Source organism: Arthrobacter sp. P1_D4 (genome assembly GCF_056406115.1).
The window spans coordinates 1-20,595 of sequence record NZ_JBFUAU010000029.1 but is presented as its reverse complement, the minus strand read 5'-3'; the positions used below and the strand labels follow the sequence as shown (position 1 = coordinate 20,595).

Annotated in this window: 15 protein-coding genes and 1 pseudogene; 1 reads left to right on the top strand and 15 read right to left on the bottom strand. The window is 67.4% G+C overall.

Features of this window, described 5'->3' with window-relative positions; translation table 11 throughout:
- Nucleotides 1-28 precede the first annotated feature (28 nt).
- The 15 genes from AC1D0A_RS21335 to AC1D0A_RS21265 form a co-directional block, all read right to left on the bottom strand.
- Entirely contained in the window at nt 29-754 is a 726-nt protein-coding gene (locus tag AC1D0A_RS21335; RefSeq protein ID WP_476946778.1) for an HAD family hydrolase, read from the bottom strand.
- A gap of 1 nt (nt 755) precedes the next feature.
- A complete protein-coding gene (gene gltX, locus AC1D0A_RS21330; protein ID WP_476946777.1) occupies nt 756-2,291 on the bottom strand; it encodes a glutamate--tRNA ligase in 1,536 nt (511 codons plus the stop codon).
- A gap of 143 nt (nt 2,292-2,434) precedes the next feature.
- Complete coding sequence (locus AC1D0A_RS21325; protein WP_026538927.1) at nt 2,435-3,211, bottom strand: fumarylacetoacetate hydrolase family protein; 777 nt, start codon at nt 3,209-3,211, stop codon at nt 2,435-2,437.
- 5 nt (nt 3,212-3,216) lie between these two features.
- Entirely contained in the window at nt 3,217-4,026 is an 810-nt protein-coding gene (locus tag AC1D0A_RS21320; RefSeq protein WP_476946776.1) for an MBL fold metallo-hydrolase, read from the bottom strand.
- A 115-nt stretch (nt 4,027-4,141) separates the two neighbouring features.
- A complete protein-coding gene (locus tag AC1D0A_RS21315) occupies nt 4,142-5,254 on the bottom strand; it encodes a branched-chain amino acid aminotransferase (protein ID WP_476943627.1) in 1,113 nt (370 codons plus the stop codon).
- A 151-nt stretch (nt 5,255-5,405) separates the two neighbouring features.
- Nucleotides 5,406-6,458: a 3-isopropylmalate dehydrogenase gene (locus tag AC1D0A_RS21310; RefSeq protein WP_459385149.1), complete on the bottom strand. Its 1,053-nt coding sequence runs from the start codon at nt 6,456-6,458 to the stop codon at nt 5,406-5,408.
- A 180-nt stretch (nt 6,459-6,638) separates the two neighbouring features.
- Complete coding sequence (metG, locus tag AC1D0A_RS21305; RefSeq protein ID WP_476946775.1) at nt 6,639-8,198, bottom strand: methionine--tRNA ligase; 1,560 nt, start codon at nt 8,196-8,198, stop codon at nt 6,639-6,641.
- 9 nt (nt 8,199-8,207) lie between these two features.
- A complete protein-coding gene (locus AC1D0A_RS21300) occupies nt 8,208-8,975 on the bottom strand; it encodes an ABC transporter ATP-binding protein (RefSeq protein ID WP_476946774.1) in 768 nt (255 codons plus the stop codon).
- Nucleotides 8,972-11,758: an ABC transporter permease gene (locus AC1D0A_RS21295; RefSeq protein WP_476943624.1), complete on the bottom strand. Its 2,787-nt coding sequence runs from the start codon at nt 11,756-11,758 to the stop codon at nt 8,972-8,974. The genes AC1D0A_RS21300 and AC1D0A_RS21295 overlap by 4 nt, the downstream gene beginning before the upstream one ends.
- Nucleotides 11,759-11,963: 205 nt before the next feature.
- On the bottom strand, nt 11,964-13,559 hold the full coding sequence (gene serA, locus AC1D0A_RS21290; RefSeq protein ID WP_028277927.1) for a phosphoglycerate dehydrogenase: 1,596 nt from the start codon (nt 13,557-13,559) through the stop codon (nt 11,964-11,966).
- Nucleotides 13,560-13,677: 118 nt separating this feature from the next.
- Nucleotides 13,678-14,703 carry a ketol-acid reductoisomerase gene (gene ilvC / locus AC1D0A_RS21285; RefSeq protein WP_026538933.1) on the bottom strand — a complete coding sequence of 342 codons (1,026 nt, stop codon included), beginning with the start codon at nt 14,701-14,703 and terminating at the stop codon, nt 13,678-13,680.
- A gap of 78 nt (nt 14,704-14,781) precedes the next feature.
- Complete coding sequence (ilvN, locus tag AC1D0A_RS21280; RefSeq protein ID WP_018773531.1) at nt 14,782-15,294, bottom strand: acetolactate synthase small subunit; 513 nt, start codon at nt 15,292-15,294, stop codon at nt 14,782-14,784.
- A 2-nt stretch (nt 15,295-15,296) separates the two neighbouring features.
- Nucleotides 15,297-17,195 (bottom strand): acetolactate synthase large subunit, encoded by a 1,899-nt coding sequence (locus AC1D0A_RS21275; RefSeq protein ID WP_028277928.1) that lies wholly within the window; start codon nt 17,193-17,195, stop codon nt 15,297-15,299.
- Nucleotides 17,196-17,446: 251 nt separating this feature from the next.
- A complete protein-coding gene (gene ilvD, locus AC1D0A_RS21270; protein ID WP_476946773.1) occupies nt 17,447-19,168 on the bottom strand; it encodes a dihydroxy-acid dehydratase in 1,722 nt (573 codons plus the stop codon).
- A gap of 129 nt (nt 19,169-19,297) precedes the next feature.
- Nucleotides 19,298-20,146 carry a LysR family transcriptional regulator gene (locus AC1D0A_RS21265; RefSeq protein WP_476946772.1) on the bottom strand — a complete coding sequence of 283 codons (849 nt, stop codon included), beginning with the start codon at nt 20,144-20,146 and terminating at the stop codon, nt 19,298-19,300.
- A 185-nt stretch (nt 20,147-20,331) separates the two neighbouring features.
- On the opposite strand from AC1D0A_RS21265, the pseudogene AC1D0A_RS21260 reads away from it, so the two are divergent.
- Nucleotides 20,332-20,595, top strand: a pseudogene (locus AC1D0A_RS21260) (hypothetical protein); the annotation flags it as partial.

The window sequence follows — 20,595 nt, the reverse complement described above, 5'->3', positions numbered from 1 at the left end:
GCAGCGCCGGTGCCGGTTGCAGCGCCGGTTACAGCGGGGGCTGCGCCAGCAGGTCCAGCAGGGAGCCGACCTCGCGGCCCAGGAAGCCCGGGGCCGGTTCCCCGCCGCGGTTCAGCCAGACGCCGAGGAGGCCGGCCGCCGTCGAACCTTCCGCATCGAGCAGCCGGTTGTCCCCGACGTACAGCGTTTGGCCGGGACCAGTACCGATCCGCCGGACACCCTCGAGGTAGATCGCCGGGTCCGGCTTTGCGGCGCCAACGGTGTCGGTGCCAACCAGAACGGTAATCCGTTCCAGTCCGGCCGCGTCCAGCTTCACGCGCTGATAGTCGTGGACGTTGTTGCTCACGGCGCCGTAGGGAATGCCGGCCGCGTCCAGGGCGTCCAGCAGGGGCCCGACGTCATCGAACGCCCGGATGTAGCCGTGCTGGCGGCTCGCGTAGTTACTCACCCAGTGGTGGGCCTGTTCGCCGTCGGCAAGTTCGACGCCGAAGTACCCCAGCGCCGCCCGGCCGCGGAGCAGGCGCTGTTCATTGAACGTGATCTCGCCGGCCAGGTAGCGGTCGTAGAAGTGGGTGGTTTCATGGGTGAAGATCCGTCCGAACCTCTCCCACCCGGCTTCGTCCAGGCCGGGCAGGAGGTGCTCGCTGACGTCGCGGAGGGCCGTCGTCATGGCGAATTCGAGGTCCACCAGGGTGTCATCTATATCGAAGAGGATCCCTTTGACACCGCTTGCGCCCAGGCCCGCTGCCAGCATGTCAGCCGCGGAAAGCGCGCAGGCGGGCCAGGGAGGAATCCTTGCCCAAGATGACCATGGACTCGAACAGCGGCGGGGAGATCCGCCGGCCCGAGACAGCCGTGCGGACCGGGCCGAACGCCAGGCGCGGCTTGACGCCGAGGCCTTCCACGAGGGCTTCCTTCAGGGCGGCCTGGATGTTCTCGGCCGTCCAGTCGGCAACGGGCTCCAGGGCGGCCAGGGCGGCGTCGAGCACCTCGGTGAGGTTCTCCGGCAAGCCCTTGCGGGCGTCGTCTGCGACGTCGATGGCGTCGTCGGCCTTGAACAGGAACGCGATCATTTCGGGGGCCTCGCCCAGCAGCGAGATGCGCTCCTGGATCAGCGGTGCGGCCTCGGCCAGGATCTCCTCATCGCGGACCGTGAGGCTCTCCCCGACGAAGCCGGCGGCCTGCAGGTAGGGCACCAGGCGGCCGCGGAAGTCCTCGGCGCCGAGCATGCGGATGTGGGTGCCGTTGATGGCTTCGGCCTTCTTGATGTCAAAGCGTGCCGGGTTGGCCAGCACGTCGTTGACGTCGAAGTGCTCGATCAGCTGATCCACCGTGAAGATGTCCTCGTCGGCGGAGAGGCTCCAGCCGAGCAGGGAGAGGTAGTTCAGCAGGCCCTCGGGGATGAAGCCGCGGTCCCGGAGCAGGAACAGGTTGGACTGGGGGTCGCGCTTGGAGAGCTTCTTGTTGCCCTCGCCCATGACGTACGGCAGGTGGCCGAAGACCGGCATGTAGCTCGCGACGCCGATGTCCATCAGCGCCTGGATCAGCACCACCTGGCGGGGCGTGGAGGAGAGCAGGTCCTCGCCGCGGAGCACGTGGGTGATGCCCATGAGGGCGTCGTCGACGGGGTTGACGAGGGTGTAGAGCGGGGAGCCGTCGGCGCGGACAATGACGTAGTCCGGGATGCTGCCGGCCTTGAAGGTGATCTCGCCGCGGACCATGTCCGTGAACGTGACGTCCTCGTCGGGCATCCGGACGCGCAGCACGGGCTGGCGGCCCTCGGCCTTGAACGCGGCGAGCTGGTCCTCGGAGAGTTCGCGGTCGAAGTTGTCGTAGCCGAGCTTCGGGTCGCGGCCGGCGGCGCGGTGGCGGGCTTCAACTTCTTCCGGCGAGGAGTAGCACTCGTAGGCGTAACCGGCGTCGATCAGCTTGGCCACGACGTCCTTGTAGAGGTCCAGGCGCTGCGACTGGCGGTAGGGCTCGTGCGGGCCGCCGACTTCCACGCCCTCTTCCCAGGTGATGCCGAGCCATTTGAGGGCCTCGAGCAGCTGCTGGTAGCTCTCCTCCGAGTCGCGGGCCGCGTCCGTGTCCTCGATCCGGAACACAAAGGTGCCCTTCGTGTGCCGGGCGTGGGCCCAGTTGAACAGGGCGGTGCGGATCAGGCCGACGTGCGGGGTGCCCGTGGGTGACGGGCAGAACCGGACACGGACCGGGGTGTCAGCGGTGACTTCACCGGTGGAGGCAGCAGGGGCGGAGCTGGGAACGGCGTCGGCCGCGGAAGCAGTAGTCATAGTGGTACCAACATTACCAATCTCTCCCAGCGCCACCCGCCCGGAATGCGGCCAGGGAAATACCGCCACGGAAACGGACAGCCGCCCCGTGGATCCACGGGGCGGCTGTCTGAAATCGGAGCTCTTGGTCCTGACGGACAGTTCTAGCGGCGGACCACCGGGTTGGAGAGCCGTCCGATGCCCTCGATCTCGACCTCATAGCGGTCGCCTGCCTGCACGGCGCCGACGCCGGCCGGGGTACCGGTCATGATGACGTCGCCCGGCAGCAGGGTAAAGGCCTGCGAGACGATGGAGACGAGCTCCCGGACGCCGCGGATCATCTGGTTCGTGCTGCCGTCCTGGCGCAGTTCGCCATTGAGCCGGCCCTGGATCTGCAGGTCCTCGGTGTCGAGCTCGGTTTCAATCCACGGCCCGAGCGGGGCCGAGGTGTCAAAGCCCTTGGCCCGGGCCCACTGCAGGTCCGTCTTCTGGACGTCGCGGGCGGTGAGGTCGTTGCCGCAGGTGTAGCCGAAGATCACATCATCGACCCGGTCCTCGGGCACGTCCTTGCAGATCCGGCCAATGACGACGCACAGCTCGGCCTCGAAGGAGACGTCCTCGGAGAATTCCGGCAGGACAATGGGATCGTTGGGCCCGATCACGGACGTGTTGGGCTTGAGGAACAGCAGGGGCTGCGCCGGGACCTCGTTGCCGAGTTCCCGGGCGTGCTCCGCGAAGTTGCGGCCAACCCCGATCACCTTGCTGCGCGGGATGATCGGCGCCAGCAGGCGGACGTCCTCCAGCTTGTGCTTCATGGGGGTTCGTTCCACGCCGTGGAAGAAGGGGTCGCCCTTGATGACAGTGACTTCCTCACTGCCGGGCTCACCTTCCACGATGCCGTAGAGGGGATCAGAATCGACTACAAACCGGGCGATACGCATGGTTCCTAGCCTACCGTCCCCTCAGTGCGCAGGTAGTCCAGCTGCGCGGCGACGGAGAGCTCCGCGGCGCGGCGGACGGAGGGGTCGACGTCGGTGTACACGGCGTCCGTGACGGCTCGGACATCGGCGCCGGCGCCGGCGTCGGCGCCCAGGGCCGCGAGGGCTGCCCGGACCTGTTCGAGCCGGCCCCGCCGGTGGTCCCGGTAGGCGCGGGCGACGGCGTCCAGGGCCGGCAGCACCGGGCCGTGGGCCGGCAGCACCGTGGCCGGCCCGAGGCGTTCGAGCCGGTCCAGCGAGTCGAGGTAGTCCCGGAGGGTGCCGTCGGGGTAGTCCAGCACCGTGGTTCCGGAGCCCAGAATCGTGTCCCCGGTCAGCACGGAGCCGTGCGGGCCGTCCTGCGGCAGGTGGAAGCACAGCGAATCCGAGGTGTGGCCCGGCGTCGCCAGAACCCGGATGTCAGTTCCGGCCGCCCGGATGGTTTCGCCGTCCTGCAGCGGGGGTGCGCCGTGGCAGTGGGCGGGGTCCGCGGCCCGGACCGGTGCGCCCGTCAAGGCCGAAAACCGCTCGGCGGCCGCGGTGTGGTCCGCGTGCCGGTGCGTGATCAGGATGAGTTCGACCGGTCCCTCGCCGGCCAGCGCCTGCAGGTGCGGCTCGTCGAGGGGCCCGGGGTCGACGGCGACCCTGGCCGCCGCCCCCTGGGCGGCAATGAGATAGGAGTTGGTTCCGTCCAGGCTCATGGGGCCCGGATTCGGGGCGAGGCGGAACCGGGTCAGCTCACTGCTGCGGACAATGCCGCGGGATGTCTCGGAGGTCACGGACCCATCCTTGCATTGAATCGGGCGTCGATGGCTTCAGCCCGGGACCACAGACGCCGACGGCGGCCCTCACCCGAAGGTGGGGACCGCCGTCGAGCACTTAGACGTTCTGTGGCTATGCCAGCCGGGTCAGCCAGCCGTGGGTGTCCTCCACGGTGCCGGTCTGGATCCCGAGCAGCTGGGCGCGGATGGCCAGGGTGGTCTCCCCCGCCTTGGCGTCCTCGGAACCGATGAACTCGGTGGCGTCCTTGAGCACACCGATGGGGGTGATGACCGCGGCGGTGCCGCAGGCGAAGACCTCGGCAATGTCTCCGGAGGCAACACCGTCGCGCCACTCATGCAGGGTGATCTTGCGTTCGGTGACTTCCCGGCCCATGTCCCGGGCCACCTGGATCACGGACATCCGGGTGATCCCCTCCAGGATGGTGCCGGAGAGCGCGGGTGTGACGAGCGAGCCGTCCTTCATGACGAAGAAGACGTTCATGCCGCCGAGTTCCTCGACGGCGTTGTCGTTGAACTGGTCCAGGAAGAGAACCTGCTTGCAGCCGTTGGCCTCGGCCTCCTGCTGGGCGATCAGCGAGGCAGCGTAGTTGCCGCCGCACTTGGCGGCGCCTGTTCCGCCGCGGCCGGCGCGGGCGTATTCGCGCGAGATCCAGATGGAGACGGGCTTGAGTTCGCCGCCGAAGTAGTTGCCGGCCGGGGAGGCGATCACGCGGAAGGAGACCTCCCGCGCTGCCCGCACGCCCAGGAACGCCTCGGTGGCGATCATGAAGGGCCGCAGGTACAGGGCTTCGCCGTCGCCGGCAGGGACCCAGTCCTTGTCTGCCGCGACGAGCTCGCGGATGGCGCCGAGGAAGTATTCTTCCGGGAGTTCGGGCAGGGCCAGGCGCCGGGCGGACTTGTTCAGCCGGGCGGCGTTGGCCTCGGGCCGGAACGTCCAGACCGAGCCGTCGGCGTGGCGGTAGGCCTTGAGGCCCTCGAAGATCTCCTGGCCGTAGTGCAGCACGGCGGCGGACGGGTCCAGGGAAATCGGGCCGTAGGGCTCAACGCGCGCGTCGTGCCAGCCGCCGTTGCCGGCGGCGTCGACGCTGTAGTCCACAATCGCGGTGTGGTCGGTGAAATAGTCGCCGAATCCCGGGTTTGCCAGGATGGCGGCACGCTCTTCAGCAGACTTCGGGGTCTCCGACAGGTGCTGGGTGAATTCGACGCCATGGGCAGTCTGAGTCATGGTTCCTCCACGATCGGCTGCCTGGTGTGGGAACGTGGTTCACCCTCGGACCACGGCAGCATATTGGTGATTCGAAACAAGCTTACGCCCGTTGGCAGCACGGTTTTGCGGTGTCCGCAGTCGCCTGCAGTCCAGGAAATGCAGCCCGGGCCTAAAGCGCCGCCGCGATGGCGTCGCCGATCGCGCTGGTGGTGCGGACGGCGCCGTCGCGGGCTTCAACGTCGGCCGTGACGGCCGCCTCGATCTTCCGGGCGGCGCCGGCGAAACCGAGGTGGTCGAGCAGGAGCGCCGCGGAGAGGATGGCCGCGGTGGGGTCGGCCTTCTGCTGGCCGGCGATATCCGGGGCGGACCCGTGGACCGGTTCGAACATGGACGGCGCTGTGCGGTCCATGTTGAGGTTGCCGGAGGCGGCGAGGCCGATCCCGCCGGTCACGGCCGCCGCGAGGTCGGTGATGATGTCGCCGAACAGGTTGTCGGTGACAATCACGTCGAAGCGGGCCGGATCGGTGACCATGAAAATCGTGGCGGCGTCGACGTGGAGGTAGTCGTGCGTGACGTCGGGGAACTCCTGGGCGACGGCCTCGACCGTGCGCTTCCAGAGCTGGCCGGCGAAGACCAGGACGTTGTGCTTGTGCACCAGGGTGAGCTTCTTGCGGGGGCGGTCGTTGGCCCGGCGGAACGCGTCGCGGACCACGCGCTCCACGCCGTGGGCGGTGTTCAGGGACACCTCGGTGGCCACCTCGTGGGGGGTGCCGGCGCGCAGCGTGCCGCCGTTCCCCACGTAGGGGCCCTCGGTGCCTTCGCGGACGACGACGAAGTCGATCTCGCCGGGGTTCGCGAGCGGGCTGCCGACGCCGGCGTACAGGCGGGAGGGCCGCAGGTTGACGAAGTGGTCCAGGCTGAAGCGCAGCTTCAGCAGGAGCTCGCGCTCGATGATGCCGGAGGGGATCCGGGTGTCGCCGGGGGCCGCGCCGACGGCGCCGAACAAGATGGCGTCGCGCGTGCGGAGGTCGGCGAGGGTGGCCGCGGGCAGGGTCTCCCCCGTCGCGAGCCAGTGCTCCGCACCCAGCTTGTAGTGGGTCTGCTGGAGCACGATCCCTTCTGCGGCCGCGGCCTTTTCAAGGACCTTCAGGGCTTCGGCGGTGACCTCCGGGCCGATGCCGTCGCCCGGGATGACTGCCAGATCAATCGTGGATGCGCTCATATTTTCAGGGTAGCCAAGTGATCCACATTCTGGTCAACTTGTCTCACTATTCGGCCACCCCTACGGGCGCTCCCTCACTTTCGGCAGGAAAAGACGAAACGCTCCCGCACTTCCGAAACGGAAGTGCGGGAGCGTCACTCGAAACGCCGCCGGATCTGCGGGAGCGTCCGGGTGGGGGGCTCAGGCTTCGGCGGGTTCCTCGTACTTCGGGAACACCGGGGCCGGGGCGGGCAGTTCCGTGCCGGCGGCGATCGGAGTGCCCAGGGCCGAGAACTGGCGCGCCCCGCCCTCGGGCTGGCCGAGCGTGTGCAGGATCGCCGCCGTCGCCACCGGCATGACCGGCTGGGCCAGGATCGCGACGATCCGCAGCACCTCGAGCGTCACGTAGAGCACCGTGTTCATGCGTTCGACGTCGGTCTTGCGCAGCACCCACGGGGCCTGCTCGGCGAAGTAGGCGTTGGTGTCCCCCAGGACAGCCCAGATGGCCTCCAGTGCGCGGCTGAACTCCTGCTTCTCGAACGCGGCCCGGGCGGCGTCCAGCAGTCCGTTGGCCTGGGCCAGAATCGCGGTGTCCTCGGCGGAAAATGCGCCGGGCGCGGGCACGCGGCCCTCGCAGTTCTTGGCCACCATGGACAGCGACCGCTGGGCCAGGTTGCCGAAGTTGTTGGCGAGGTCGGAATTCATCCGGCCCACGATTGCCTCGTGGTTGTAGTTGCCGTCCGCGCCGAAGGGGACCTCGCGCAGGAAGAAGTAGCGGACCTGGTCCAGGCCGTACTGGGCCACGAAGTCCGAGGGGGCCACCACGTTGCCCAGCGACTTGGACATCTTGACGCCGTTGTTCTGCAGGAAGCCGTGGATGATGATCCGCTTCGGCAGCTCCAGTCCGGCGCTCATGAGGAACGCCGGCCAGTAGATGGCGTGGAAGCGGGAGATGTCCTTGCCGATCACGTGCACGTCGGCCGGCCAGAACTTCTTAAAGGAGTCCGAGTCGACGTCCGGGTAGCCGACCCCGGTGAGGTAGTTGGTCAGCGCATCGACCCACACGTACATGACGTGCTTGTCGTTGCCGGGCACGGGAACGCCCCAGTCGAACGTGGTGCGGCTGATGGAGAGATCCTCCAGACCGCGCCGGACGAAGCTGATGACCTCGTTGAAGCGGGACTGCGGGGCGCCGAATTCCGGGTGGGCCTGGTAGAGCGCCAGCAGTTTGTCCTGATAGGCGGAGAGCCGGAAGAAGTAGCTCTCCTCGGCCGTCCAGGTGACCTCGGTGTCGGATTCGCGCGAGTAGCGGATCCCGTCGTCCTTGACCACGGTCTCGTCCTCGACGTAGAACGCCTCGTCGCGGACCGAGTACCAGCCTTCGTACTTGGACAGGTAGATGTCCCCGTTGGCTTCCATCTTCTTCCAGATGGCCTGCGACGCCGCGTAGTGGTCGGCGTCCGTGGTGCGGATGAAACGGTCGTACGAGACCCCGAGGGCCGCGTGCGCCGCCTTGTAGATTTCGGCGTTCCGGTCCACCAGTTCCTTGGGCGCCAGCCCTTCCTTCTCGGCGGTCTGGGCGATCTTCATGCCGTGCTCGTCAGTGCCGGTCAGGAAGAAGACGTCGTACCCGTCCAGGCGCTTGAACCGGGCCATCGCATCGGTGGCGATGTACTCGTACGCATGGCCGATGTGCGGCACCCCGTTGGGGTACGTGATGGCCGTGGTGATGTAGAACGGGGTCTGGTCAGTTGAAGTCACGGTCTAAATCTAGATCAGTTCTGTGAGGGTATCGCTCTGGCGGACCAGTTCGTGGTCATGTGAAGCCACCAGCACGGCAATGCCGTCCGAGGTGGTGTCCTTGAGGATGCTGATGATGCGGTTGGCCGCGGCACGGTCCAGGCTGGCCGTGGGCTCGTCGACCACCAGGACGCGGGTGCCGAGAATGAGCGCCCGGGCGATTGCGACGCGCTGGCGTTCACCGCCGGAAAGCTGCGCCGGGCGGTGGCGCATGCGCCGGCCCAGGCCCACGAGGTCCAGGAGGTCCTTCGCCATGTCGCGGCGCTTCTGGACCTCGCCGTCCGGCACGGCCGGCAGCAGGACGTTCTCGAGCGCGCTCATCCCGTCGATCAGGGCACCGCCCTGGTCGACGTAGCCGATCAGGGCCCGGCGGCGGTCGGCGATCTCGTCGTCGCCCATGGTCTCGAGCGAGTCACCTTCCCAGAACACCCGGCCCGACGTCGGCAGGGTCAGTCCCGCGCCGACGGTCAGGATGCTGGTCTTGCCCGAGCCGGAGCGGCCCGCGACGCAGTGCATTTCGCCGGCATGCAGCGTCATGTTGAAGTCGTCCACGACGTTGACGGCCTCGGCACCGCCCTTGCCGCCGCCGTAATGGATGGTGATGTTGCTCAGTTCCAGCGGGGTGGCGTGGTCCGTGGCCTTCACGATCGTGTTGGCGCGGGTCTTGTGCGCACCGCGACGGGTGCTGGCGGTCATCCGGTCGTGTGCCTCCCGGTCAAGGTTCAGCTCGTTAGTCATTGGACCACTTTCGTTGCAATCGGAATCCAGCAAAGTACAGCTACGAGACCGGCAATTGCGGCCCACAGCGCGGCATAAGGGGCCAGGAGGAGGCCGATGCCGAGGGCGCCCACAACACCCAGCGGCAGCGCGACGGTTCCCACCATGGCGTTTTCAAAGAAGCGGACCTGGCCCAGCATGTCCGGGTTCCAGCCCATGGCCCGCAGCGTGCCGAGGTACTGGCGCTTGGCCTGCAGCTCGAAGCGGCCGGTGACCATGGTCAGCAGCAGCCCGACGGCAACACCGGACACGCCCAAGATGATGCTGGGCAGGGCGATGCTCGCCGCGGCCAGCCCGCTGAGGGCGCTGGCGCCGGCGGCCCGCGGAATATCGATCAGCAGGGCGACGAGTCCGCCGACGGCCGCGGCGAAGACACCGACGGCAACAGCCAGGGAGATGGTGTTGAACTTGTTGGTGCTCAGCTGCCGGTTGGCGAAGGTCAGCGGGGAATCGACCGCCATGAGCCGTTCATCGTGTTGCGGCTCCTGGTCCACGACGTCGCGGTGGCGCAGCTGCTGCGCCGCGACGAACGCGGCACCGGCGTACAGCACCAGGACCGACGCCGAGACCACCGCGGTGGCGGTGCTCCAGCTGATCAGGCTCAGGACGACACCGACGACGGCAAGCAGCGCGGCGCCGACGCCGAATTCGGCCAGCACCCAGGAACGGATCTTGCGCTGGGTCCAGCCCATGGCGCGCAAAGTACCGGCCTCGCTGCGCCGTTTGCGGATGTAGCTGACGGTGGAGGCTCCGGTCAGGAGGGCAGCACCGCAGAGGGTCAGGAACAGCAGGGTCAGGTTCGTGGCGGTCAGCGAGCCGGACACGGCGTCCGCGGCGTCCTGGCGGACCCACGACTGCTGCACGGTGCCCAGCGGCGATTCCTTGCCGGCGTCGTCCTTGGAGTAGCCGGGAACGGCGATGCTGGCGTCTTCGCGGGCCGAACCGGCCACCACGGTGGCCTGCAGGCCCATGTCGCGGATCTCGTTGGCGAGCTTCTCCACCTCGGGCTGCGCCTGCTTCCAGCTGCCCGGAACCTTGGCGCGGACCCGGACGGCGTCGATCACGTTGGCGTTCGCATCGTAGCCGCGGGCGGCGGCGAGGCCGTAATAGTCCGTGATGGCTCCGGCGGACTGGCTGACCAGCCCCGTGGCGCTCAGCGAGGGCTTGAGTTCGGTGTTGACGTCCTTGCCCGACGCGTCTTTAGTCAGGGTGAACGGCGCGGGGTCATAGCCGCCCAGGGGCAGCCGGTTGACGTCGCCGGCAGCTTCCTTGACGTTCGCGGCGTCGAAGGTGCCGTAGACCATGGCCAGCGGCGTGGCCAGCTTCTTGCCGGTTTCGAGGTTCTGGCGGTAGGAGCGCTCGTCTACCGGCTCGCGCTGGGTCTGGTCGACGGCTTCGCCGTTGGCGGCCTTGTCCGGCAGCCGGTTCACGGTGACCCAGTCACCGGGCGTGGCGCTCTTGTCAACGGCGCCGTTGGCGGCTGTTTCGCCGTCCTTATACGCCGGGGCGGCGGCGAAGTTGGTGGTCCAGGTGGCCGGGTTGTAGAGGCCCTGGCTGAAGGATCCGGTGTCACCCATGAGCTGGGAGAGATCTTTGGACCCGGGCCAGGCGAGGGCGAACGGGGACTTGGAAACGAACGGCAGGTAGTCCTTGTCCAGCGAGCGGGTCACGGTGCCGACGTCCTTGGTGACGTTGCCGGAGTCGTCGATTTCCTCGATTTTGACCGAGTACTTCAGGTCCAGGGCGGTGCCCGAGCGCACGATCAGCGGGATGGCCTGCGAATCGTCGGTGAGCTGGCCGTCGCGCTTGGCCTGCTGGTACTGGGTCATCAGCGGTGCCCAGTACTTGAGCTTGACGCCGAGGAAGTCTGGGCCTTCCTTTAGTTCATCCATGCTGATGCCGTTGGTGAAGAGGCTCTCGAAGTGCCGGCCGATCGCGCCGGCGTTGCGTGCGTCCGCGGGCGGGGCTTTCTCCAGCGGGGACAGGAAGTCACCGGCCGTGCCGAGCAGCGCGCGTTCGGAGACGGGGTCGACGGCGACGACGGACTCGGTCACCTGCGGAGCCATCGGCAGGGAAACGGAGAGGTTGAAGAGGTTGTGCTCGGAGCCGCCGGCCGGGGTGGGGAACTTGATGCCGGTCTCGCCGTCCGGGCCCTGGATGCGGACGTTCTTGCCGCCCTCAACCTGTTCCTCGACCAGCTTCGCCTTGCCGAGGGAGCCCTCGGCCGTGGTCTTGAACAGGGTCTGGTCGGAGTGGCCGTCGGAGCTGACGGCACTGGCCGTGAGGCGGTATTTCTTCGGCGTGTCGCTCAGTACCGATTCCGCGGCCGGCCACTTGCTCGGATCCGTGGCGGTCGGGTCGCCGGAGGTGCCCGCGAGGCCCGCGTTGAAGCCCAGGTAGTCGGTGGCGTCCAGCCGCGGCGACTCCAGGTTCTGCGTCACGCGCGAGACCAGGCTGATGGGTGCGGCCACAGAGGTGCCGGTGAGCTTGCGGATCGAATCCAGCTGCTCGAAGCTGATGCCGCCCTGGCCGGTGGCGATGTCGGGCTGCATCAGGCCGCCGTTATCCTTCGCCTTGGCCTGCACCAGGACGTCATAGAGCCCCCGGGAGTTTTGGTCCACGGTCCTGCTCAGCGCCGCCTGGGACTGACCCTGGACGAGCACGGACAGGCACATGGCCACGATCAAAATGGACGCGGTCAGCAAAAGCACTCTGCTTCTGATGAACCTCTGGACGGCGTTCATTGGGCTCCTGAAAGCTGGATTGCGTGCGCACGCCGCAGTTCATTTCCTGAGGAAGTGAAGGCGCCCCGTGCCGGGCGTGCAAAAGTAAAGGCCGGTCTGCCGGCCAAGACCCGAAATTCGGTCCTAGCCATTGTACGCAGACCGGCCGGCCTCTCGTGGCCGCCGGCGGCGGTCATGCCGCCGCSGGGGCCACGCGGGGAGGATTTCAGTCCTCGAGGTCAACCTCGCGGACCATGTCAGCGCCGATCCCGGCCTTGATCGCGTCAAGGACCTGCTGGGGCACGGAGCTGTCGATGGTCAGCAGGGCAAGCACCTGGCCGCCTTCCGTCTGGCGTGCCACCTGCATGCCGGCGATGTTGATGTTGTTCATGCCCAGGATGTGGCCGATCGTGCCGATCACGCCGGGGCGGTCCGAGTAGGCAACCACCACGAGGTGTTCGCTGATCGGGATTTCCACCTCGTAGCCGTTGACGCCGACCAGTTTCTGGATCTGCTTCGGGCCCGTCAGGGTTCCGGCGACGGAGATCTGGCTGCCGTCGCTGAGGGCGCCGCGCAGGGTCAGGACGTTGCGGTACGACTCGGTGTCCGGCGTCGTGATGAGGCGGACGTTTATGCCGCGCTGCTCGGCGATGACGGGTGCGTTGACGTAGGAGACCTGCTCGGTCACGACGTCGGCGAAGATGCCCTTGAGCGCCGCGAGTTCCAGGACCTTGACATCGAGCGAGGAGATCTCGCCGGCCACCTCGACGTCGAACTGGGTGAGGGAGGCATGGGTCAGCGCGGTGAAGATGCGGCCCAGCTTTTCCATCAGCGGGATGCCGGGGCGGACGTCCGGGGCGATGACACCGCCGGCGACGTTGACGGCGTCGGGGACCAGTTCGCCGGCCAGAGCCAGGCGGACGGACTTGGCGACGGAGACGCCGGCCTTCTCCTGGGCCTCGTCGGTGGAGGCGCCCAGGTGCGGGGTCACCACGACGTTGTCGAGTTTGAAGAACGGCAGGTCGGTGCTGGGTTCCTTGGAGAAGACGTCGACGCCGGCGCCGGCGATGTCACCGGCCTGCAGCGCGGTGTAGAGGGCTTCCTCGTCCACCAGGCCGCCGCGGGCGACGTTGACGACGTACGCCGTGCTCTTCATCTTCTTGAACGCCTCGGCGCCGAGCATGCCGACGGTTTCCGGGGTCTTGGGCATGTGGATGGTGATGAAGTCCGACTGGGCCAGGAGCTCGTCGAGCGTCACCAGCTGCACGCCGAGCTGGGCGGCCCGGGCGGAGGTGATGTAGGGGTCGTACGCGAGGATCTTGGTGTCGAAGCCCTTCAGGCGGGCCGCGACCAGGGCGCCGATCCGGCCCAGGCCGATGATGCCGATCTTCTTCTCGAAGAGCTCGATGCCGGTGTACTTGGAGCGCTTCCACTCCCCGTCCTTGAGGGCGGAGCTGGCCTGCGGGATGTGGCGGGCGAGGCTCAGGATGTGCCCGACGGTCAGTTCGGCGGCGGAGACGATGTTGGAGGTCGGCGCGTTGACCACCATGACGCCGGCCTGGGTGGCCGCCTTGATGTCCACGTTGTCCAGGCCGACGCCGGCGCGGGCGATGACCTTGAGGTTCTTGGCGGCGGCGATGGCCTCGGCGTCCAGCTGGGTGGCGGAGCGGACCAGGATCGCGTCGACGTCGGCGATCGCGGAGAGCAGCTGGGAACGGTCGGAGCCGTCAGTCTGGCGGATTTCAAAGTCCGGGCCGAGGGCCTCGACTGTGGCGGGCGAAAGTTCCTCAGCGAGGAGTACGACAGGTTTGGTGCTTGTCACCGGTGACCTCTTTAGCTCTCTTATGTATCTGGTGGGGATTTTGGTGAATCGGGTGGTGCTGGACAGCAGGGAAGCCGGACCCCAGGATGTGGTGTCCGGCTCCCCTGCCGGGCAATGCCTAGCGGGCGACTGACCCTTCGGTGTAGTCGTCTTCGTTCTTGATCCAGGAGAACAGCTTGCGCAGTTCGCGGCCGGTGGCCTCGATCGGGTGGTCTTCACCCTTCTTGCGCAGCGCCTTGAACTCCGGCGCGCCGGCGTCCTGGTCGTCGATGAAGCGCTTGGCGAAGGTGCCGTCCTGGATGTCCGCGAGGACAGCCTTCATGTTTTCCTTCACCTGCGGGGTGATGACGCGGGGGCCGGAGACGTAGTCGCCGTATTCCGCGGTGTCCGAGACGCTCCAGCGCTGCTTGGCGATGCCGCCCTCGACCATGAGGTCGACGATCAGCTTGAGCTCGTGCAGCACCTCGAAGTAGGCGACCTCGGGCTTGTAGCCGGCCTCGGTGAGGGTTTCGAAGCCGTACTGGATCAGCTGCGAGGCGCCGCCGCAGAGGACAGCCTGCTCGCCGAAGAGGTCGGTTTCGGTCTCTTCGGTGAAGGTGGTCTCGATGACGCCCGCACGGGTGCCGCCGATCGCCTTGGCGTAGGAGAGGGCCAGTTCCTTGGCCTTGCCGGACGGGTTCTGCTCGACGGCGATCAGGTCCGGCACGCCGCGGCCGGCTTCGAACTCGCGGCGCACGATGTGGCCCGGGCCCTTGGGGGCGACGAGGGCGACGTCGACGTCGGCCGGGGGCTGGATGTAGCCGTAGCGGATGTTGAAGCCGTGGCCGAAGAACAGGGCGTCGCCCGGCTGCAGGTTCGGGGCGATGTCCTCGGCGTAGACGTGGCGCTGGACCTGGTCCGGGGTCAGGACCATGATGAGGTCGGCCTCGGCGACGGCGTCGGCAACGTTCAGGACCCGCAGGCCCTCGGCCTCGGCCTTGGCGCGGGACTTCGAGCCTTCCTTCAGGCCGACGCGGACGTCAACGCCGGAATCGCGGAGGCTGAGGGCGTGGGCGTGGCCCTGGGAGCCGTAACCGATGACGGCGACGGTGCGGCCCTGGATGATCGACAGGTCGGCGTCGTCGTCGTAAAACATTTCAGTCACTGGGGTGTCTCCTTTTGAGTGGATTCTTCGTAGATATTGTCTGTGGTGCTGCGGTACAACGGGGCGGCTCCGGCGGTGTTACGCGCTGCGGAGGGCCCTGTCACTCATGGAGCGGGATCCCCGCCCAACGGCCAAGGTGCCGGACTGCACGATTTCGCGGATGCCGAATGGCTCAAGCACTGACAAGAGTGCTGTGAGTTTCTCGGGGTGGCCCGTTGCCTCAATGACCACCGACTCTGTGGAGACGTCGACCACTGAAGCGCGGAACAGGTCTGCAGCCTGGGTGACCTGCAGGCGTGTTGCGGCATCCGCACGTACCTTGACCAGGATGTGGTCACGCTGTACGGAAGATTCGGAGGTGAGCTCGACGATCTTGATCACGTTGACCAGCTTGTTCAGCTGCTTCGTGACCTGTTCGATCAGCTCGCCATCGGCGTCGACCACCACGGTCATCCGGGACATGCCCGGGACCTCGGTGGGGCCGACGGCCAGGGAATTGATGTTGAAGGCCCGGCGGGCGAAGAGGCTGGCGACGCGGGTCAGCACACCGGGCTTGTCTTCGACCAGAACGGACAATGTGTGGCGGGTCATGTTCAGTCCTCCTCTTCCCATTCCGGGGTCATGTTGCGGGCAACCTGGATCTGGTCGTTGCTGACCCCCGCGGGGACCATCGGCCACACCATCGAGTTGGGGCTCACGACGAAGTCGATGACCACCGGGCGGTCGTTGATCTCCAGCGCCTTCTGGATGGTCGCGTCGATGTCCTCGTCGCGTTCGCACCGGAAGGCAGCGCAGCCGTAGGCGTCCGCCAGCTTGACGAAGTCCGGGATGCGGACTGTGTCGTGGCCGGTGTTGAGGTCGGTGTTGGAGTAGCGGCCCTCGTAGAAGAGGGTCTGCCACTGCCGGACCATGCCCAGGGAGGAGTTGTTGATGATGGCGACCTTGATGGGGATCTTGTTGATCGCGCAGGTGGCCAGTTCCTGGTTGGTCATCTGGAAGCAGCCGTCGCCGTCGATCGCCCAGACCACGCGGTCCGGTTCGCCCACCTTGGCGCCCATGGCCGCCGGCACGGCGTAGCCCATGGTGCCGGCGCCGCCGGAGTTGAGCCAGGCGTGCGGGCGTTCGTACTTGATGAACTGCGAGGCCCACATCTGGTGCTGTCCGACGCCGGCAACATAGACGCCCTCGGGACCGGTCAGGGCGCCGATGCGTTCGATGACGCGCTGCGGGGCGCTGAGGCCGTCCTCGGGTTCGGTCCAGCCGAGCGGGTAGGTTTCCTTGAGGTTGTTAAGGAAGGCCCACCAGGTGGTCAGGTCCGGGGTGCCGAAGGCTTCGAACTGCAGGCGCAGGGCCTCGGTCAGCTCCGGGATGATCTCCTTGACCGAGCCGACAATCGGGACGTCGGCCGTGCGGTTCTTGGAGATTTCCGCCGGATCGATGTCGGCGTGGATGACCTTGGCGTTCGGGGCGAAGGACTTCAGGATGCCGGTCACGCGGTCATCGAACCGGGCGCCCAGGGTGATCAGCAGGTCCGACTGCTGCAGGGCTGTCACGGCGGAAACCGTGCCGTGCATGCCCGGCATGCCCACGTGCTGCGGGTGGGAGTCCGGGAACACGCCCCGCGCCATCAGGGTGGTCACCACGGGGGCGCCGGTCAGCTCGGCCAGTTCACGCAGCTCGGCCGAGGCGTGGGCCTTGACCACTCCCCCGCCGACGTAGAGCACGGGCTTGCTGGCACCGGAAATGAGCCGGGCGGCTTCGCGGACCTGCTTGCTGTGGCCGCGCACCACCGGCCGGTATCCCGGGAGATCGATCTTGGGCGGCCAGGAGAACGTCATCTGGCCCTGCTGGGCGTCCTTGGCGACATCCACGAGGACCGGGCCCGGGCGTCCGGTGGACGCCAGGTGGAAGGCCTCGGCCATCACATGCGGGATGTCGTTGGGGTCCGTGACCAGGAAGGAGTGCTTCGTGATCGGCATGGTGATCCCGACGATGTCCGCTTCCTGGAATGCGTCGGTGCCGATCACCCCGCTGGAGACCTGGCCGGTAATGGCCACTATCGGCACGGAGTCCATGTGGGCGTCCATGATGGCGGTAACGAGGTTGGTGGCACCCGGGCCCGAGGTGGCGATGCAGACGCCAACCCGTCCGGTAACCATGGCGTAGCCTTGCGCGGCGTGGCCGGCTCCCTGTTCGTGACGGACCAAAACGTGGTTCATTTTGGAAGCCATCAAGGGGTCGTAGGTGGGCAGGATCGCGCCACCGGGCAAACCGAAAATGTCCTGGACGCCGAGTTCTTCGAGCGAGCGGACAATTGCTTGCGAACCGGTCATGACCGTCGGGGGTACGACGTTGTTCGGTCCGAGGACAGGAGAGACGGCAGCAGAGTCGACGCCGGCGTCAGCCGGACGTTCGACGCGTTCCGGAGCCTTGTGGGCTCCAGTGGACTTGGTGGCCATCAGCGAGGGGCTGATCGGCGATCCTTTGCTCATCGGACTCTTCCTTTGTGGATCTTCGGTGATCGTGGAACTACTGTTTTTGTTCTGGTGGTGCGGCTGGTGCTGCGGGAAATAAAAAAACCCCTCAGCCGGCGGGCTCTTCGAGGGGTTGCGCGTGACGGTTCGTTACCAGTGAAGGCTATTGAGCCACGCGCTTGGTAAGTACGACGGAAACACCTGCAGCGCTCTCGACTGCAGTGCACTCAAATTCAGTGGCTCCCCCCCCCCCCCACCCAGGGAAGGCACTACCCGCAGTATGCGCCCGTGGAGGCGCTGTGGACGAGCTTGGCGTACTTGGCGAGCACGCCCTTCGTGAACTTGGCCGGGAGCGGCTCCCAGCCGACCTTGCGGGCCTCGAGCTCGGCGCCGTCGACCAGGAGGTCGAAGGTGCGCGCCGCGATGTCCACGCGGATCTGGTCGCCGTCCTTGACGAACGCGATGGGGCCGCCGTCGACGGCTTCCGGCGCGACGTGGCCGATGCACAGGCCGGTGGTTCCGCCGGAGAACCGTCCGTCGGTCAGCAGCAGGACGTCCTTGCCCAGGCCCGCGCCCTTGATGGCGCCGGTGATGGCGAGCATCTCGCGCATGCCGGGGCCGCCCTTGGGGCCTTCGTAGCGGATCACAACGACGTCGCCCTTGTGGATTTCACCCTTGTCCAGGGCATCGAGCGCGCCCTGTTCGCGTTCGAACACGCGGGCCGTGCCCTCGAAGACGTCGGCGTCGAAACCGGCGCTCTTGACGACGGCGCCTTCCGGGGCCATCGAGCCGTGCAGGATGGTGATGCCGCCGGTCTTGTGGATCGGGTTGTCCAGTGCGCGCAGGATCTTGCCGTCCAGGTCCGGCGGGTTGATCGCGGCGAGGTTCTCGGCCACGGTCTTGCCGGTGACGGTGAGGCAGTCACCGTGCAGCAGGCCGGCGTCGAGCAGTGCCTTCATGATCACCGGCACGCCGCCGATCTTGTCGACGTCGGTCATCACGTAGCGGCCGAAGGGCTTGAGGTCGCCCAGGTGCGGGATCTTGTCGCCAATCCGGTTGAAGTCCTCCAGCGTCAGCTCCACCTCGGCTTCGCGGGCGATCGCGAGCAGGTGCAGCACGGCGTTGGTGGAACCGCCGAAGGCCATCGTGACGGCGATCGCGTTCTCGAACGCCTTGCGCGTCATGATGTCGCGGGCAGTGATGCCCAGGCGCAGGAGGTTGACCACGGCTTCGCCGGACTTGTGCGCAAAGGCGTCGCGGCGGCGGTCCGCGGAGGGCGGTGCGGCGGAGCCGGGCAGGGACATGCCCAGGGCCTCGCCGATGCAGGCCATGGTGTTGGCGGTATACATGCCGCCGCAGGCGCCCTCACCCGGGCAGATTGCCTTTTCGATGCGGTCCAGGTCCTCGCGGCTCATCTTGCCGGCGGCGCACGCACCGACGGCCTCAAACGCGTCGATGAGGGTGACTTCCTTTTCGGAGCCGTCCTCGAGCTTGACCCAGCCGGGCATGATGGAGCCGGCGTAGAGGAACACGGCGGCCAGGTCCAGGCGGGCAGCGGCCATCAGCATGCCCGGCAGCGACTTGTCGCAGCCGGCCAGGAGCACAGAGCCGTCGATCCGCTCGGCCTGCATGACCGTCTCGACGGAGTCGGCGATGACTTCGCGGGACACCAGGGAGAAGTGCATGCCCTCGTGGCCCATGGAGATGCCGTCCGAGACGGAGATGGTGCCGAACTGCATGGGGAACCCGCCGCCGGCGTGGACGCCTTCCTTGGCGCCCTGGGCGAGCCGGTTCAACGAAAGGTTGCAGGGGGTGATCTCGTTCCACGAGCTCGCCACGCCGATCTGCGGCTTGGCGAAGTCGTCGTCGCCCATGCCGACCGCCCGGAACATGCCGCGCGCGGGGGCGGCGTGGATTCCATCGGTAACGACCCGGCTGCGGGGCTTGATGTCCGGCTTGGTGTCTGCTGCTGTTTGGGTGTCCTGACTCATGGCTCAAAGTCTAGGGCTCTGCCACAGGCGCCAACGACCCAAGAACGGAGCGTTAAGCGGAAAACCGGGAATATTTCGATCAAATAGTGGACTCTCGTCTCACATCATGAAACCGGGGCCCCCTTTGACCTAGGCCCGGTGAGCCGCGTCACGCAGTTCCGGGGCCTCGGCGACACCTTGGGCCTCGGCCTTGAGCATCGCCAGGACCTGCTGGATGGTGGTCCGGGCCGCGACGTCCGGACGGGCCAGCGCCACGATGCTCCGGCTGGCCTTCACGCCCTCGAGCGGTCGCAGGACGAACCCCCGGCCCTGGTTGCCGACCGCCGTGTACCGCGGCAGCAGGCTCAGCCCGTGCCCGGCGCTGACCAGGGCTTCCAGGACCCGCAGATCCGGGAACTGCTGGGCCCGGACCGCCTGCGAGTCGGCCCGCACCTCCCCCCCCCCCCCCCCCCCCCCCCCCCCCCCCACGTCCAGGGGTTCGTGCAGCAGCGGCACCACCGTCAGGCCCTGGCCGCCGAAGACTTCCGGACCGTCGACGCTGTGCGCCAGGACGATGTCGTAGTCCGCGGTCAGCCCGGCGAACCCGGCAACGCCCGGGTCCTCGAAGTGCGCCTCGAACCGGAGCCCCTCGACGGCTTTGACCCGGTGCAGCATGCCCGGCAGGAACATCTCCGCGGCGCTGGGAAAGAAGGCTGCCACCACCCGTGTCTGCCAGCCGCGCCGGTACGTGTCGATGGTTGCTTCCGCCCGGGCCATGGCCGTCGACACGTCGGTGGCGGCGCCGGCCATGGCCAGCCCTGCCTCGGTAAGGCGCACTCCCCTGCCGGATTTCTCCACCAGGACGACGCCCAGTTCCTCCTGCAGGGTCTTCAGCTGCTGCGACACTGCCGATGGCGTGACCTTCATGGCCTCGGCCGTGGCGCCTACGGACCCGCGGCCGGCGAGTTCACGCAGTATCTGAAGTCGCTTGAAATCCATGAGGTGAGGCTACACTCCGGGCCGGGTTTGATTCCGGTTCCGGGTTGCTCACCGGGCCGGGGATCCGCTCCGGAAATGCCCGGCATTTGGCCGCCGGGAGGGTGGACAGCCGGCTTTGCCCGGACGTAACGTCAAGCATCGGCAACCATGCCTCATGGGCTGAATACGGACTGAAAGGCTCTGCTATGGACTGGATCGTCTGGCTCGTTGTCATCATCGTGGTGGTCGCTGTGGTCTGGCGGCTGCTGAACCGCAACAAGAGCCGCCCGGGCGCAGATTCCTCATCCGCTGCAGGCACCAGCACCGGCACTTCTGCCGGCATTTCTTCTGGCACCCCTGCCGATTCGACGCCGGTGCCTGGCGCGGCGACGGCGAGCGGTTCGGCGGCCAGTTCGACGGCTGCGACCAGTCCGGCTGGCCCGGCAGCGGCCGGGGCTGCGGGTCCGACA